General features: G+C 67.1%; 15 protein-coding genes. 6 read left to right on the top strand and 9 right to left on the bottom strand.

Annotation, left to right across the window (positions count from 1 at the left end):
- Positions 1-84: 84 nt before the first annotated feature.
- Positions 85-861 (top strand): AMP nucleosidase, encoded by a 777-nt coding sequence (locus ABE473_RS12160; RefSeq protein WP_179460090.1) that lies wholly within the window; start codon positions 85-87, stop codon positions 859-861.
- A gap of 52 nt (positions 862-913) precedes the next feature.
- On the top strand, positions 914-1,453 hold the full coding sequence (locus ABE473_RS12155) for a DUF924 family protein (RefSeq protein WP_346489653.1): 540 nt from the start codon (positions 914-916) through the stop codon (positions 1,451-1,453).
- A 72-nt stretch (positions 1,454-1,525) separates the two neighbouring features.
- On the opposite strand, the gene grxD is transcribed toward ABE473_RS12155, so the two are convergent.
- Positions 1,526-2,452: a Grx4 family monothiol glutaredoxin gene (grxD, locus tag ABE473_RS12150; protein WP_346489652.1), complete on the bottom strand. Its 927-nt coding sequence runs from the start codon at positions 2,450-2,452 to the stop codon at positions 1,526-1,528.
- 58 nt (positions 2,453-2,510) lie between these two features.
- On the opposite strand from grxD, the gene ABE473_RS12145 reads away from it, so the two are divergent.
- Entirely contained in the window at positions 2,511-3,287 is a 777-nt protein-coding gene (locus ABE473_RS12145; protein ID WP_346489651.1) for a polysaccharide deacetylase family protein, read from the top strand.
- 30 nt (positions 3,288-3,317) lie between these two features.
- On the opposite strand, the gene ABE473_RS12140 is transcribed toward ABE473_RS12145, so the two are convergent.
- The 5 genes from ABE473_RS12140 to ABE473_RS12120 form a co-directional block, all read right to left on the bottom strand.
- On the bottom strand, positions 3,318-3,641 hold the full coding sequence (locus ABE473_RS12140) for a hypothetical protein (RefSeq protein WP_346489650.1): 324 nt from the start codon (positions 3,639-3,641) through the stop codon (positions 3,318-3,320).
- A gap of 34 nt (positions 3,642-3,675) precedes the next feature.
- Positions 3,676-4,041, bottom strand: a complete 366-nt coding sequence (locus ABE473_RS12135; protein ID WP_179460095.1) for a hypothetical protein — start codon at positions 4,039-4,041, stop codon at positions 3,676-3,678.
- A 71-nt stretch (positions 4,042-4,112) separates the two neighbouring features.
- On the bottom strand, positions 4,113-4,796 hold the full coding sequence (locus tag ABE473_RS12130; RefSeq protein ID WP_346489671.1) for a class I SAM-dependent methyltransferase: 684 nt from the start codon (positions 4,794-4,796) through the stop codon (positions 4,113-4,115).
- A gap of 17 nt (positions 4,797-4,813) precedes the next feature.
- Positions 4,814-5,434 (bottom strand): GDSL-type esterase/lipase family protein, encoded by a 621-nt coding sequence (locus ABE473_RS12125; RefSeq protein WP_346489649.1) that lies wholly within the window; start codon positions 5,432-5,434, stop codon positions 4,814-4,816.
- Entirely contained in the window at positions 5,434-6,708 is a 1,275-nt protein-coding gene (locus ABE473_RS12120; protein ID WP_346478876.1) for a pyridoxal phosphate-dependent aminotransferase, read from the bottom strand. Before ABE473_RS12120 ends, ABE473_RS12125 begins: the two co-directional genes overlap by 1 nt.
- 175 nt (positions 6,709-6,883) lie before the next feature.
- On the opposite strand from ABE473_RS12120, the gene rsgA reads away from it, so the two are divergent.
- The 3 genes from rsgA (at position 6,884) to ABE473_RS12105 (ending at position 11,804) form a co-directional block, all read left to right on the top strand.
- A complete protein-coding gene (gene rsgA / locus ABE473_RS12115; RefSeq protein ID WP_176988242.1) occupies positions 6,884-7,990 on the top strand; it encodes a ribosome small subunit-dependent GTPase A in 1,107 nt (368 codons plus the stop codon).
- Between the two features lie 91 nt (positions 7,991-8,081).
- A complete protein-coding gene (locus ABE473_RS12110; protein WP_346489648.1) occupies positions 8,082-9,335 on the top strand; it encodes a flavohemoglobin expression-modulating QEGLA motif protein in 1,254 nt (417 codons plus the stop codon).
- 177 nt (positions 9,336-9,512) lie between these two features.
- Positions 9,513-11,804, top strand: a complete 2,292-nt coding sequence (locus ABE473_RS12105) for a TonB-dependent receptor (protein WP_346489647.1) — start codon at positions 9,513-9,515, stop codon at positions 11,802-11,804.
- Between the two features lie 793 nt (positions 11,805-12,597).
- Here the strand turns inward: ABE473_RS12105 and phbB are convergent.
- Genes phbB through ABE473_RS12090 form a run of 3 tightly spaced genes read right to left on the bottom strand, consistent with a single transcriptional unit; the run spans position 12,598 to position 15,914 of the window.
- Positions 12,598-13,338, bottom strand: a complete 741-nt coding sequence (phbB, locus tag ABE473_RS12100; RefSeq protein WP_088432597.1) for an acetoacetyl-CoA reductase — start codon at positions 13,336-13,338, stop codon at positions 12,598-12,600.
- Positions 13,339-13,363: 25 nt separating this feature from the next.
- A complete protein-coding gene (locus tag ABE473_RS12095; protein WP_070473693.1) occupies positions 13,364-14,692 on the bottom strand; it encodes a CitMHS family transporter in 1,329 nt (442 codons plus the stop codon).
- Positions 14,693-14,732: 40 nt separating this feature from the next.
- Positions 14,733-15,914: a porin gene (locus ABE473_RS12090; protein ID WP_346489646.1), complete on the bottom strand. Its 1,182-nt coding sequence runs from the start codon at positions 15,912-15,914 to the stop codon at positions 14,733-14,735.
- Positions 15,915-16,049: the final 135 nt, after the last annotated feature.

Genomic DNA, 16,049 nt, shown 5'->3' with positions numbered 1-16,049 from the left:
AGGCGGCCACTGGCCGCCTTTTTCTTGCGTATTCGTCGATCTCGCTCAAAATTGCAGCCTCAGCACGACCGCAGGCAATCCCCCATGAAAACCAAACAGGACATCGTAGAAAACTGGCTGCCGCGTTACACCGGCGTCCCCTTGGATCAGTTCGGCCAGCACATCCTGCTGACCAATTTCGGTGGCTACCTGCATACGTTTTCCCAGCTCACCGGGGCGCCCATCCAGGGCGCGGACCGGCCGATGGCCAGCGTCACCAGCGATGACATCACCCTGATCAACTTCGGCATGGGCAGCCCGAACGCGGCGATCATCATGGACCTGCTGTCGGCGGTGATGCCCAAGGCGGTGCTGTTCCTGGGCAAGTGCGGGGGGCTCAAGCGCAAGAACCAGCTGGGCGACCTGATCCTGCCGATCGCCGCGATCCGCGGCGAGGGCACCTCCAGCGACTACCTGCCGCCGGAAGTCCCGGCCCTGCCGGCCTTTGCCCTGCAGCGGGCGGTCTCGACCATGGTCCGCGACCTCGGCCATGACTACTGGACCGGCACCGTCTACACCACCAACCGCCGGGTCTGGGAGCACGACGAGGCGTTCAAGGAAAAGCTCCGGGTGATGCGCTGCATGGCCATCGACATGGAGACGGCGACCCTGTTCGCGGCCGGTTTCGCGAACCACATCCCGATCGGGGCCTTGCTGTTGGTGTCCGACCAGCCGATGATTCCCGACGGCGTGAAGACCGAGGTCTCCGATGCCAAGGTCAGCTCCCAGTTCGTCGAGAACCATATCCAGATTGGTATCGAGGCGCTTAAGCTGATACGGCGCAACGGCAAGTCGGTCCGCCACCTGCGTTTTGACGAGTAACGGCAATGGAACGGATGGACGTCTTGGGGCGTGCCATCCACAGGGGTAGTGAATGGACGTGGCGGCACAAGTAGTGGACTTCTGGCGCGACGCCGGACCGCAGCAGTGGTTCGCGCGCGATGACGCGTTCGATGCGCGGTTTCGCCAGCAGTTCCAGGAAGAGCATTTCGCCGCCGCCCGCCGCGCGCGCGAGCACTGGCTCAGCAGCGCCGATGGCGCGCTGGCGCTGATGATCCTGCTCGACCAGTTCCCGCGCAACTGCTTCCGCGAGACGGCGCATTCCTACGCCACCGATGGCCTGGCGCGTCACTACGCCATGCGTGCGGTGGAGGAGGGCCTGGACCTGCAGCTGGTACCGAAGCTGCGGGCTTTCATCTACCTGCCGTTCGAGCACTCCGAGGATCCGCAGGACCAGGAGCGCTCGGTGGCGATGTTCGATGCGCTGGGCGACAAGGAATACCTGCAGTACGCAGAGCTGCACCGCGACATCATCCGGCGCTTCGGTCGCTTCCCGCACCGCAACGCGGTGCTGGGGCGGATGCCGACGCCGGAGGAGCTGGATTACCTGGCCGAAGGTGGGTTTGCGGGTTGACCGCCACCGCCGGCACGAACAAAAAAACGCCGGCAATGCCGGCGTTTTTCGTATCGCGCTACGTGCTGGAAATCAGTACTTCGGCACGCCGTTGTCCACCTCGTTCGACCAGGCATCGATGCCGCCGGTGATGTTGGAGACCTTGGTGAAGCCCAGGGCGCGGAACTGCTCGGCGGCCTGCGCGCTGCGGCCGCCGTGGTGGCACAGGAAGGCCAGCGCGGTGTCCTTCGGCATGGCTTCCAGACGGGCGCGGTTGTCGCCGTCGAAGGTCTCGAACGGGGCGTTGATCGCCGCGATCGCACGCTCGTCGGCCGGGCGCACGTCGACCACGGTGATGCTGCCGGCACGCAGCTGGTCGTCGGCGTCGCGCACGCTCAGTTCCTGTACGGCCTTCGGCGCGTTCGGGTTGTCGATCGCCAGGCCCTTGCCGCGGATGTCGTCGACCCAGTCGATGGTGATGCCTTCGGCGCGGCGCGCGCTGGCCAGGTCGAACTGCACGCGCAGGCCGTTGGACTCGGCGGCGATCGCGTTGTCGTCGTGCGGGGCGAGCTGGAAGTTCGGCTGGAAGCGCGCGTCGATGCCCAGCTGCAGCGAGGCACCCGGGGAATCGGCCAGCGCCCCACGCAGCATTTCCACGGCGGCCGGGGTCACGGTGATGCGCGGCGGGGTGCGGTCCGGCGCGGCCAGGCCGAGCACGCTGCTCAGCTCACCGTTGCCGGCCATCTGCAGGATGATGTCGCTGCCGCCGACCAGCTCGCCGTCGATGTACAGCTGCGGGATGGTCGGCCACTCGCCGTAGGCCTTGATGCCTTCGCGGATTTCCGCGTCGGCCAGCACGTTGACGTGGTCGAACTCCACGCCGAGGTCCTGCAGGGCGCCGACGGCCTTGGCCGAGAAACCGCACTGCGGCATGCTCGGCTGACCCTTCATGAACAGCACGACGCGGTTGGCGTTGAGAATGGATTCGATGCGCGAGCGCAGGGCGGGTTCAAGGGACATGGCGGTCGGGGTCCGGATATGCGAACCGCGTATTCTACGCGGCATGGCATCATGGGGCATGACCGTACCGGAAACGTTGTATCGCATTCCCCGGCGCCCCTGGCGCTGGCTGCCGTGGCTGGTGCTGTCGCAGCTGCTGGTGGTGCTGGTCTGGGCCGGTTGGGGTTGGCGCTACGGCCTGCCGATGATGGTGGCGACCCACGCCCTGTTCATGGTCCCGGTATTCCTGCCGAACAGCCGCTTCTATGCCCCGGTGCTCAGCCGCCTGCCCGGCGATGCCCGCAAGGTCTGGCTGACCATCGATGACGGCCCCTCGGCAGAAACCCCGGCGGTGCTCGACCTGCTGGACCGCTATGAGGCCAAGGCAACCTTTTTCCTGGTGGGTGAACGCGCGCAGGCGCGGCCGGAGCTGGTGCAGGCGATGCTGGCCCGCGGGCACAGCCTGGGCAACCACAGCCACCGTCACCCGCAGACCCGCTTCTGGCGGCTCGGGCGGCAGGCGATGGCGGCCGAAATCACACAGTGCCAGCAGGCCCTCACCGCGATCGCCGGCACCCCGCCACGCTGGTACCGCTCGGTGGTCGGGATGACCAACCCGTTCGTGGCCCCCGCGTTGAAGCAGTGGCAGTTGACCCGGGTCGGGTGGAGCGCGCGTGGCTTCGACGGGGTGGAGTGCAGACCCGATCAGGTGGTCGAGCGGATCACGCGTGACCTGGCGCCAGGCAGCATCGTGCTGCTGCATGAGGGCGCGGCGCATGGCCACAACCTCGCCATCATCGAAGCGGTACTGCAGGCGGTGCAGGCACGCGGGCTGCACGCAGGTCTGCCGGACTGACGCCGGGCCGTCGGCCGGCGCAGGCCGGGCTCAGCTCAGGGCGCCGATGATCATCAGCAGGGCCACGCCGAGCATGCTGCCGACCGAGATCACCAGGCCGAGGATCGCGAACACGCGGCGGCGGTCCGTCTGAAATGCGCCGGCTACGCCCAGGCCGAAGGCCACCAGCTGCATCAGGGCGGTGCACATCAGGCCAAGCCCGACCAGGATCGCCGACATCGAGGTCTCCTCCATGCCACCCGGCGTGGTGGTCTCGATGATGCCGGCGATGACGATCAGGCCCAGCATCAACACGGCGCCGCACAGGGCGGTGATGAACGCGGCAATACCCATGCCGGAATGAGGGGTGTGCATCAGGGCTCCTTGTCGATGCGGTGAAACGGAGGAATCAGGGGGCGAGGGGCTGCGCGGCCGCGGCGTCCGACGGCGGATGCGAGGCATGCCATTGGTCGCGGATCCAGCCGCCGAGCGACAGCTGCGCGATCAACACGCCCAGCGTCACCAGCAGCGCGATGATCCCGAACAGGCGCCGCCGGCGCGGCTGCAGCACGCTGCCCAGGCCGAGCAGCAGGGCCAGGATGGCCAGTCCGATACTGCTGCCGAGCAGGGCGGCCAGCGACCACGGCAGCTCGCGCATGGCCGCATGTTCGGGCGCATGCGCGTAATGCATGCTCAGCAGCAGCATCACCAGGCCACAGGCACTGACGATCAGCGCGGCGATGCCCAGCGCGGAATGTCGGGTCTGTCGGGGCATGGGCGGCTCCTTGCCGGAAGGGGGGGCGCGCGAGTATGCGCGCGTGCGGCCGGCGGCGCGAGTCGTGGCGGCTAGGCGGCCGTGGGGCGCACGCCGACGATCAGCCAGTTGTTGAAGGGCGTGTTGCCATACAGCGGCGTCATCCGCAGGTGCAGGCCGGCGGCGTCCAGTGGCGCGCGCAGGCTCGCGGCGTCCGGGTAGTGGCAGGGGCGCGTGCCCATCCAGCCGACCAGGTGCGCAAGCATGTCGGTGATCCGCGTGGTGCGGTCGCGACCGCTCTGGTCGGCAAGCGTGGTACGGATCACCAGCCGCGCGCCAGGGGCCACGCGTGTGGCGGCAGCGTGGAGCAACTGCGTCTGTGCGGCTGCGGGCAGGTACTGCAGCACGTCGAGCAGGGCGACGTTGCCATGGTGGGCGGGCAGGGTGGCGCTGGCATCCAGGCAGGAGAAGGTAGCCTGCGGCAACCCGGCGCGTGTGCTGGCGCGCTCGGCCCGCGCGATCTTGTCGGCGTCGATGTCCAGCCCGTGGTAGGCCAGTGCGCTGCCGTGCTGGCGCAGCACGTGGGCCAGCAGGCCCAGGCCGCAGCCGATATCCAGCAACGGGAGGGCAGGCGCCTCGTCCAGCGCGGCGAGCACGCCGGGATACAGCGGATCGCTGCCGAGTTTGCCGCGGCTGTAGTAATAGTCGCGACGGTTGCCGAGCCGCTGCGCCGGCAGGAACGCCGTGGCGATCCGGCGGGCCTGCTCCCTGGCCAGCGGCAGCGTGGCCTCGCTCAGCGGGTCGGCTCCGCCCACAGCACGCGCGTCACTTCGAACGCGCGCTGGTGCCACAGCGTGTACATCGCCGCGGACGGATGCAGGCCATCCTCGGCCAGCATGACGGTCTCACCGCCCCATTGGCGGCTCAGGTCGGTGATGTCGACGAAGGCCACGTCATGCTCGGCGCAGATTGCCGCGGCGGCGGCATTGTAGGCATCCAGCTCATGACCGATCTGCACGCGGTCGCGGCCGGACGCCACGGCGTACGGGGTCACGCCCCAATCCGGGATCGACAGCACCAGCACGCGTGGTGCACGGTCGCCGGCGAAGGCCAGCGCGCGCTGCAGCAGGGCGGTGAAGCGCGGGCGGTACTCGTCCACGCTGCGCCCACGGTATTGATCGTTGACCCCGATCAGCAGGCTCACCAGGTCGAACGGACCCTGTGGTGCGTCCGCATCGATGCCGGCCTCGAGCTCATCGGTGGTCCAGCCGGTGGTGGCGATGATCGTTGGATCGTCCAGCGCCACGCCGATATCGCGCAGGGCCGCGGCCAGCTGCATCGGCCAGCGCCCGGCGGGGTCAACGCCTTCGCCGATCGTGTAGGAATCGCCCAGGGCCAGATACGGCAGGCCCATCAGGCCACCGCGCTGCGCGGCTTGATCGGGACCACCTTGGTATTGGCTTCGGCGCGGCGTGCCAGGGCACGGTCGATGCGCGCGAACACATCGCGCATGACCTCCGGCTCGGGCAGCAGGGTCACGCGGAAGTGGTGGCGGTAAGGCACGTTGAAGCTCGAGCCCGGCACGACCAGCACGCCTTCCTCGTTCATCAGCTCCAGCGCGAAATCATGGTCATCGAAGCTGCGCGCAGCGGCCCCGACCACCGCCGGGAACGCGTACAGCGCGCCGGCCGGTGCCACCAGCGACAGATGCTCGCTGGCGTTGCAGGCCTCGATCACCGCGCGGCGGGTTTCATACAGGCGGCCACCGGGTGCGCACAGCGGCGAGATGGTGTCCGGCCCGTTCACGGCGGCATCGATGGCGTACTGGCCCGGCACGTTGGCGCACAGGCGCAGCGCGCTGAGCAGGTCCATCGCCGCGCGGAACTCGCCCAGCCGCTCGCCCGCGCCGGACAGCATCGCCCAGCCCACGCGCCAGCCGCAGGCGCGATGCACCTTGCTCAGGCCGCTGAAGGTGATGCACGGATGCTCGCCGGCCAGCGGCGCGACGGCATGGAACTGCGCGTCGTCGTAGAGGATCTGGTCGTAGATCTCATCGACCATCAGCAGCAGGTTGTGCTTGGCCGCGATGGCGACGATCCGCTCCAGCAGCTCGCGCGAGTAGCTGGCGCCGCTGGGATTGTTCGGGTTGATCAGCACGATCGCGCGGGTGCGCGAGGAGACCAGGGCCTCGATCTCGACCGGGTCGGGCTGGAAGCCGTTTTCCGGTGCGCAGCGGTAATACACCGGGCGACCGTCGTTGAGGATGGTCGCGGCGGACCACAGCGGGTAGTCCGGCGAAGGCACCAGCACTTCGTCGCCCGGGTTGAGCAGGGCACGCAGCGACAGGTCGATCAGCTCGCTCACGCCATTGCCGATGAATACCCGGTCCGGGTGCGCATCGGGTGCGCCGCGCCGGGCGTAGGCGGCGGCGATGGCTTCGCGCGCCTCCGGCAGGCCCTGCTGGTGGGTATAGGGATCGGTGCGGCCCATGTCGTCGGCGATCGCGCGCTGCAGGTGCTCGGGCGCACGGAACCCGAAGTTGCCCGGGTTGCCGATGTTGAGCTTGATCAGCTTGCGGCCCTGGGCCTCCAGCTCCCGCGCTCGTCGCGCCAGTTCGCCCCGGATCTCGTAGCGGACTTCGGACAGGCGCTCACGGGTGGCGAGCGGCTTCAGCGGGGGCGTGGACATGAACGGGCCGTCATTCAGGCATGGAAACCGCATGGTAGCGGAATTGTTGCGTTGCAGGGCAAGCGTTTCCGGCCCCATGCCCGGCCCTGCAAGGCAGTTGCAGATGAAAGGATTTCCGCGGGTCCCGGCCCGTGCCGCGCCCTTGCGGCGACGGCCGGTCGCCACACCCTTTAGAATGGGCACGATGAGCGAACCCACTGATTACCTTGCCCTGCAGACCATTGGCTGGCCCTGGCCGGGCGGCCCGGAGCTGCCGGCGTGGCAGGCCCTGTTCGAACAGTTCCCGCAGGCGCGCCCCGGCCGGGTGATCGAGCAGCATCGCACCGGGTACATCGTCTCCGATGCGCCGGAAGCGGCGATCAAGACCGAATCCCCGCCGGAGTGGCAGCGCCCGCGCTTCCCCAGCCACGAGCGCGCGGCGGTCGGCGACTGGGTGCTGCTGGACGGCATCAAGATCGTCGCCCTGCTGCCGCGGCGCACCGCGATCAAACGCGGCGCCGCCGGCGAGCATTACCACCAGCAGGTGATCGCGGCCAACATCGATACGGTGTTCATCGTGTGTGGCCTGGACGCCGACTTCAATCCGCGCCGGATCGAGCGCTACCTGCTGCTGGTCGGCGGGGGCGGTGCACAGCCGGTGGTGGTGCTGACCAAGGCCGACCAGACCGAGTACAGCCAGGATGCCCTGGATGTGCTGGAAGAGCTGGCCGCGCAGAACATCCCGCTGCTGGCCATCAACGGCAAGGACCCGGCCAGCGCCTCGGCCCTGCTGCCGTGGCTCGCCGCCGGCCAGACCGTGGTGCTGGTCGGCTCGTCCGGTGCCGGCAAGTCGACCCTGACCAATACGCTGCTCGGCCACGAGCGCATGAAGACCGCCGATGTGCGCGTCAACGACTCGCGCGGCCGCCACACCACCACCCATCGTGCCTTGATTCCGCTGCCGGCCGGCGCCTGCCTGATCGACACCCCCGGCATGCGCGAGCTGAAGCCGACCGGTGAAGAGGCCCTGAGCGAAGGCGGCTTCTCCGACGTGGAGGCGCTGTCGGCGCAATGCCGTTTCCGCGACTGCGCCCACCAGCGTGAGCCGGGCTGTGCGATCCGCGCAGCCATCGACGACGGCACGCTGGATGAAGAGCGCCTGCTCAACTACTTCAAGCTGAAGGAAGAAGTCGCCGCCGCCGCCGCCAAGCTGGCCGTGCGCCAGGCGCAGCAGGCGATCGAGCGCAAGCACGTCGGCAAGGGCGCCCAGTGGCGCCCGGGCGGCAAGGGCGGCCGGCGCTAGTCCGTTAATGGGGACCGTTAATGGGGACGGAGGTAGTTAATCGGGGCGATTAACCACCTCCGTCCCTGTTAACTTTTGCTACTGTCCGTCCATGGACACGCCGATGACCGTGGATCGTGACGTTGCCCACCACACCGCGCTCGATGCCCAACTGGTCGAGGCGGTGGGCGGGATCAAGCTGCTGGGGCTGACCAGTTGGCCGGCCGCGTTGCAGGCGCCGTTCCTGGCCAGCGTCGCCCGGGGCCAGCCGGTCCTGCCGCAGGTCGACTACCCCCGGCTCGATTTCGCCGATACCCGCCATCGACTGGCCGCGATCAGCGCCCAATGCGATCCGGACCATCCCATCGGCCTGTATGTGCAGCGCTCGGCGCACAGCTGGGACCAGGCCGCCGGTCTGCTCGAATCGCTGGGAACGGCCGACGTGGACCGCTACTCGGTGGAGCTGTTCGGCGCGCCCGAGCAGCCGCTGCCCGGCAATGGCCCCAGCACCCGCGATGCGGCCCGCCACTTCATCCAGATCGCGCAGGAGCTGGACCACGAACTGCTCGCGCCCGAAGAACAGGTGCCGGTCTCGGCCACGGCCCTGCAGCTGCAGCTGCAGAGCGATCTGGATGCCTTCTTCGAGTCGCGCATCATCACCGTGCAGCTGGATCCGGAGCTGATCTCCAAGGCCGCTGCCGGCCCCAACCGGATCCGCCTGCGCACCAGCGCCCGCTTCAGCGCCTACGATCGCGCGCAGCTGTTCCACCACGAGGCGCTGGTCCACTCACTGACCGCACTCAACGGCCGCGAACAGCCCCACCTGCCCAGCCTGGCGCTGTCGTCGCCGCGGGTCACCGCGACCCAGGAAGGGCTGGCCACGTTCGCCGAACAGATCACGGGCAGCATCGACATCGAGCGCCTCAAGCGCATCAGCCTGCGCACCGAAGCGATCGCGATGGCACGCGAGGGTGCCGATTTCATCGCGGTGTTCCGCTATTTCTGCGAAGCCGGGCAGAACAACGAAGAGAGCTTCGCCTCCACCCAGCGCGTGTTCCGCGGCGTACCCCCGAGCGGCGGCGCCGCCTTCACCAAGGACACCGTGTATCTGCGCGGGCTGGTCTCGGTGCACACCTTCTTCCGGCACATGCTGGCCGAAGACCGCCTGCAGGTCTGCCGCTGGCTGTTCGCCGGCAAGATGTCGTTGACCGATGCGATCGCCTTCGCGCCCCTGTTCGAAGAGGGCATCCTGCGGCCACCGCGCTGGCTGCCGCACTGGGTCAGCCGCGCGAATGGGTTGGCCGGCATGCTGGCGTTCTCGCTGTTCGCCAACCGCATCCGCATGGATCAGCTCGCCCCCGAGTAGCGCCGGCCGCTGGCCGGCTGCCTCGCGCACCTTCCGCGCGCATCCCACGCGTTCGTGAGCCCTGCATCGCAATTCATCTGCGATCACTCTTACCGTCAACATCCTTTCATGTTCCGCTCGCATGCTGGTCATGCACCTGCATTGCGCAGGTCATTTTCCCCCATGTAACGGACGACCATGCTTACCCGACCCCTGACGATCGCGGTGGCGCTCGCGCTGTGCGCCGCCAACGCCCACGCCGCCGATGTAGATGCCACCGCCGCTGCCAATGTCGCGCTCAGCGCGCAGACACTCGATACCGTTTCGGTGATCGGCCAGGGCGAGACCCGCCAGGTGCAGCGCATCACGGCAGTGGACAAGGAGGTGCTGCCGCCGGGTACCAGCGGCCAGAAGATTCTTGATCGCCTGCCCGGCGTCTCCGTGCAGTCCAACGATGCCTTCGGCGCCAATGAAGAATCGCAGACGATCAGCCTGCGCGGCTTCGACAAGAGCCGCCTGGGCTATACGCTGGACGGCATCCCGCTGGGCGACAACAGCTACGGCAACTACAACGGCCTGAGCATCGCCCGCGCGCTGATCGCCGAGAACCTGGCCGGTGCGGAACTGTCCCAGGGCATCGGCTCGCTCGGCGTGGCGTCCACCAGCAACCTCGGCGGCACCATCCAGTACTTTTCGCAGGACCCGTCCACCGAGTTCGGCGGCAAGGCCAGCGTCACCGTCGGCGATGACAACCAGCGCCGCGGCTACCTGCGGGTGGACACCGGCGACCTCAACGGCTTCTCGGCCTATGTCTCCGGCGTGCACCAGGATTCGGACATGTGGGCCGAGCCGAACCAGAACCAGACCACCCGCCAGTTCAATGCCAAAGCGATCTGGAACGTCGGCGACAATCGTTTCGGTGCCTTTGCCGCCACCTCGCGCGTGAGCCAGGCCAACTACGCCTATCTCTCCAAGAGCATGCTCGCACGTGGCCTGGGCTGGGACTGGAACATCTACGCGCCGGACTGGGACCGCGCGGTCGCCGCCGCCTACTGTGCACCAGGCACCTACAACGCGCAGAAGTGTGCGTTCACCGGTGGCGTCAACAGCATCGACGATGCGTACTACCAGAGCCGCGCACTGCGCGACGACAACCTCTACTCGCTGGATGCCGACCTCGCGCTGGGCGACAACGCCCGCCTGAAGCTGCTCGGCTACCATCACGAGAACCGTGGCCAGGGCCACTGGTGGGCACCGGGCCAGCCGTCCAACCCCGGCACCCCGGAGATGCTGCCGATCTCGATCCGCAGCACCAACTACACCATCAACCGCCAGGGCATCACCGCCGCGCTGAGCTGGCAGTGGGGCATCCATTCGCTGGAAGCCGGCCTGTGGTACGAGCGCAACGACCACAATGTCGAGCGCAACTTCTACTACATCACCGGCCCGTTCCTGGATGACGGCTACCTCAACCATCCGGACCGTCGCCTGTTCGATCAGGACTTCGACATCCGCACGCGCCAGTTCTACGTGCAGGACCGCATGCGCTTCCTGGACGACCGCCTGACCGTGGACGTGGGCATCAAGAGCCCGAACACCCGCATGACCGCCAACGCCAAGCCGGGTACCGAAGCCAGCTACGCCTCGGGCACGCTGACCGCCAAGGAATCGGTGCTGCCGCAGGCAGGCATCGGCTTCAAGCTGAGCCCGAACCAGGAAGTGTTCGCCTCGTACTCGGAGAACATCGCTGCCTTCGTCGGCGGCGGCAGCGGCGGCCCGCTGCAGGTCTCGCCGGAATCCTTCGCGGCCAGCGCCGGGCTGGAGCCGGAGAAGTCGAAGACGCTGGAAGCCGGCTTCCGCACCTTCGGCGAGAAATACCAGGCGTCCATCGCGGCCTACCATGTGACGTTCGACAACCGCCTGCTCTCGCTCAATCCCTGCACCAGCATTGAAGTGGGCACGCGCCCGGAGTGCATCACGCGCTTCATCAACGTGGGTTCGGTGAAGAGCCGTGGTGCAGAGCTGACCTTCATCCTCAAGCCGATCGATGGCCTGCAGTGGTACAACGCGCTCTCCTGGAACAAGACCACCTACGAGGACAACTACACCTCGGGCGGTGCGATCGTGCCGGTGGCCGGCAAGATCACGGTGGACACGCCCGAGCGCATGGCCTCCAGTGAGATCAGCTGGAACCGCGATGGCTTCTTCGCCAGCCTGCGCGCGAAGTACACGGGCAAGCGTTACTACACCTACACCAACGACCAGTCGGTGCCGGGCGTGACGACGTTCGATGCGGGCATGGCGTATTCGTTCGGGCCGGGCATGGGCCTGCGCGACATCAAGGTGTCGCTCAACGCGACCAACCTGACCAACAAGCGCTACGCCGGCCAGCTCAGTTCGTTCGCCCCGACCGATCCGACCGGCACCCGCTACGCGATCCACGCCAGCGCGCCGCGCCAGCTGTTCATGACGGTCGCTGCGGAGTTCTGATTTCCGCCTACTAGGGCAGGGTAGCCACCGACCGTTGGTCGGTGGCTTTGCCGTGTGCACTAGCGCACTGCCAAGAGCGCACTGCCAAGAGCGCACTGCCAAGAGCGCACTGCCAAGAGCGCAAGGCCTGAAGCGCAACGCCTCCCAGATGGCTTGGCCAGGCGCGGGGTGTGTGGGTTCGCGGGACGCGCCGTAAACCCATCCATGGGGGCTCGTGAGCCGCATCCATGCGGCACAACGGTCCCGCCAACCCACACACCCCACGCCTCTGACAGTTGGCTGGTGGCCATGGAAATGAAGAGCCGGTGCCGAGCGGAGCGGATCCCTGCTGGGCTGAACGCTCTAAGCCGAGCAAGCCACGCACGCCAAGCGAGCCTGGCGAAGCAGGCAAGGCACGCCAGAGCAGGCGAGGCAAGCAGGCAAGTCAAAGCAAGCGAAGCAAACCGGCAAACAAGCACGCTAAAGCACGCCAGAGCACGCCAAACCACCGGCTTCACCATGAGCCTGATCTTTCGTTGCGCACCCCCCCCCTTAAAAAGGGGGGGCAGGGGGGGGTTGGCGGGACCATGTGTTGCCATGGATGGCAACACATGAGCTTACATGGACGTACTTGCAGCGGGTCCCGCCAACCCACCCGTGCCTGCCCAGCGCGACACGAACCTGCCCACCAGCTTTTGACCTGCTGTCGCCGTTGCTGTTGCGCTAAAAAAGCCAAAAAAAAGCCGCGACGCCAACCAGCATCGCGGCTCACCCCGTGGGGGAGGTCACGCATCAAACGGGATGCGCAAAAACATCAGAACATGTGCAGACCCCCATTCACCGCATAATCCGCACCCGTCACATACGCCGCATCGTCCGACGCCAACCACGCACACAGACTCGCCACCTCCTCCGGCTTGCCCAGACGACGGATCGGCACCGACCCCGCCAGACGATCCAGCACATCCGGCGGAAAACTGCTGATCGACTGACTCGCGATATACCCCGGCGAAATCGTATTCACCGTCACGCCCCGCGTCGCCACCTCATTGGCCAACGCCCGGCTGAAGCCATGCATCGCCGCCTTCGCCGTCGCGAAGTTCACCTGGCCGATCTGGCCCTTGTGCGCACTGACCGAACCGATGTTCACGATCCGGCCCCAGCCGCGCGTGCTCATCCCATCGATCACCTGCTTGGTGATGTTGAACAGCGCATGCAGATTCGAGCCCATCACCGCGTTCCAGTCGTCCGGACTCATCTGCCGGAACAATACATCGCGGCTGCCGCCGGCATTGTTCACCAGCACATCGATCTCGCCGACCTCGGCCTTCACTTTGGCGAAGGCGGCCACCGTCGAGGACCAGTCCGCGGCATTGCCTTCCGATGCGATGAAATCAAAGCCGAGCTCGCGCTGCTCGCGCAGCCAGGCGGCCTTGCGCGGCGAATTCGGGGCGCAGCCGGCGACCACGGTATGGCCGTTGCGGGCCAGCTTCTGGCAGATGGCAGTGCCGACACTGCCCATGGCGCTGGTGACGTAAGCGATGCGAAGAGTCATGGCGGAAGGCTCCTTGGTAGGCGGATCAGGACGCAAGCGGATACAGGCCGAACAGCAGCCCACCGAACATCAGCAGCATCGAAATGGCGATGGCCCACTTCAGGGTGAACTTCTGGTGATCGGCGAACTCCACCTTGGCCAGGCCGACCAGCAGGTAGGTCGAGGGCACCAGCGGGCTGAGCAGATGCACCGGCTGGCCGGCCAGCGAGGCACGCGCCATCTCCACCGGCGTGATGCCGTAGTTGCCGGCCGCTTCGGACAGGATCGGCAGCACGCCGAAGTAGAAGGCGTCGTTGGACATGAAGAAGGTGAACGGCATCGAGGCCAGCGCGGTGATCACCGCCAGGTAGGGGCCCCAGCTGTCGGGAATGATCGCCAGGAAACTGTGCGACATCGCCTCGACCATGCCGGTGTTGTTGAGGATGCCGGTGAAGATGCCCGCCGCGAAGATCAGCGAGACCACCGACAGCACGTTGCCGGCATGGTTGACCACGCGGCGGCGCTGCTCGGCCAGGTTCGGGTAGTTGATCACCAGGGCGATCGCGAAGCCGACCATGAACAGGACCGGCATCGGCAGCACGCCCAGGATCAGCGCGGTCATCAGCGCGATGGTCAGGCCCAGATTGACCCACAGCAGCTTCGGGCGCTTGGTGTCCTCGGCGTCTTCCACCGTCGGCAGCGTGTTGCCATCATCGGAGACGCTGTTGTCCATCCAGCTCCCGCCCTGCGGCAGGGTCACCACGCCCAGGCGACGGCGTTCCTTCATGCCCAGGTACCAGGCCAGCACCAGCACGCCGGCGCAGGCGATCACCATCGAGGGAATCAGCGGCACAAAGACGTCGGCCGGGTCCACGTGCAGCGCGGTGGCGGCACGGGCGGTCGGCCCGCCCCACGGGGTCAGGTTCATCACGCCACCGGCGAGGATGGTCACGCAGGTCATGTTCAACGCGTTCATGCCCAGGCGCTGATACAACGGCAGCATCGCCGACACGGTGATCATGTAGGTGGTCGAGCCATCGCCGTCGAGCGAGATCAGCATCGCCAGGATGGCGGTGCCGAGCACGATCTTCATCGGGTCGCCCTTGACGAAGCGCAGGATGATCCGCACCAGCGGATCGAACAGGCCCGCATCGATCATCACCCCGAAGTACAGGATGGCGAACATCAGCATCACGCCGGTCGGCGCGATCTTCTTGATGCCTTCCAGCATCATGTCGTCGATGCCGGCCGCGAAGCCGCCGATCAGCGCGAACAGGATCGGAATGGTGATGAGGGCGACCAGCGGCGAGAGCCGCTTGCTCATGATCAAATACATGAATGTAATGACCATGCCAAAGCCGAGGATGCTCAGCATCATCTGCATTCTCCAGAAGAAACGGTGCGGAAAGTAGGCATCAGAAGTCGTACTGCAGGCGGCCGGTGACCGCGCGCGTGCGATCCACGGTGGCGTCGGCCAGACGGTCGCGGTTGCGGCTTTCGATCAGGTTGAGCATGAAGCGCAGGTTCGGGCGCATGTACCAGTTGCCGCCGAGCGTCCACGCCTCGGTCTGGCCATCGCGCAGATCGGGCTGGCCGATCAGGTGCTGGTCGCCGCGCATCTGGTCATAGCGCAGCGCCAGTTCGAACGCGCCGGCCCTGTGCTGGACATCCTTGACCCGGCCGAAGCGTCCGGTCTTGCGGTCGTACACGCGCGATTCGCCGGTGACGAACCAGCTGACCAGGCCGTAGCCGGCCAGCACCTTGCCGCGCTGGCTGCCGTCGTCGAACGTGGCGCCACTGAATTCACCCTGCCAGGACAGCGGGCCGCGCACCTGCGCGTACTCCAGCGACCACTTGTTGACGTCGGTATCGCGGCCGGCCGAGAAATCGACCAGGGTCAGGCGGCTGTTGTCGGAGAGGTGACCGGCCGGGCGCGGGCGGATGCGCAGGGCAGGCACGCCATCGGCGCCCGGGTTGTCGTAGCGCTCATGCGCCAGCGACAGGCCCAGGTGCAATACGTCGCCGGCGGTGGCGCCCGGGGCCCAGGTCGCGCGGCCACCGGCGGCGCGGCCCTTGACCTGCCACGCGTCGATGCTTTCCAGGCTGTAGGCGCTGGCCGCCCAGGTCATGTCACCGCGTGCAGCCTGCCAGGAGGCGCCGAGGCGGTACAGCGGAGCCAGGGTGGTGCCGGCGTTGCCGCGCTCCAGGAAGCTGCCGTAGTTGGAACTGGTGCGGTCATCCAGCGAGAAGAACTGCTTGAACTGGCCCACGGTCAGCTTGCCGGCCTCGCCGAAGCTGCGGCTGACGAAGACATCCTTGGCTTCGACGCGGTCACCGGAAAAATCCGCTTCCAGCTTGTAGTCGACCGCAAAGAACTTGCCGGACACGTCAAGCCACGCGCGGCGGATCTCGGTGTCGTCCTTGTTCGGGGTGCCACGGCTGTCGTTGTTGAAATCGGCGAAGTCCAGATGCAGGCGGCCGCCGAGGCTGGCCGTGACCGGGCGGTCGTCATCGCGGTCGTCGGCGGCCCAGGCCGGCGTGGCCAACAACAGGGTGCAGGCAGCGGGCATGCACCAGCGCAAGGCGTTCAATTCCATGGACCCTCCCAGGTACCGGATGTTCGGGGGTGATGCGATGGCGCAGCCTAGTGCCGGGATGCTGTCATCCACCTGTCAGCCATTGCTGCGCCGCAGCGAAACGCACGGATGCGGCTGCGCGCGCTAGCATTCCCC

This window comes from Stenotrophomonas sp. TWI700 (assembly GCF_039673645.1).
Classification (GTDB): domain Bacteria; phylum Pseudomonadota; class Gammaproteobacteria; order Xanthomonadales; family Xanthomonadaceae; genus Stenotrophomonas; species Stenotrophomonas maltophilia_AA.
The sequence above is the reverse complement of the archived record's forward strand: the minus strand, read 5'-3'. Positions and strand labels throughout refer to the sequence as shown.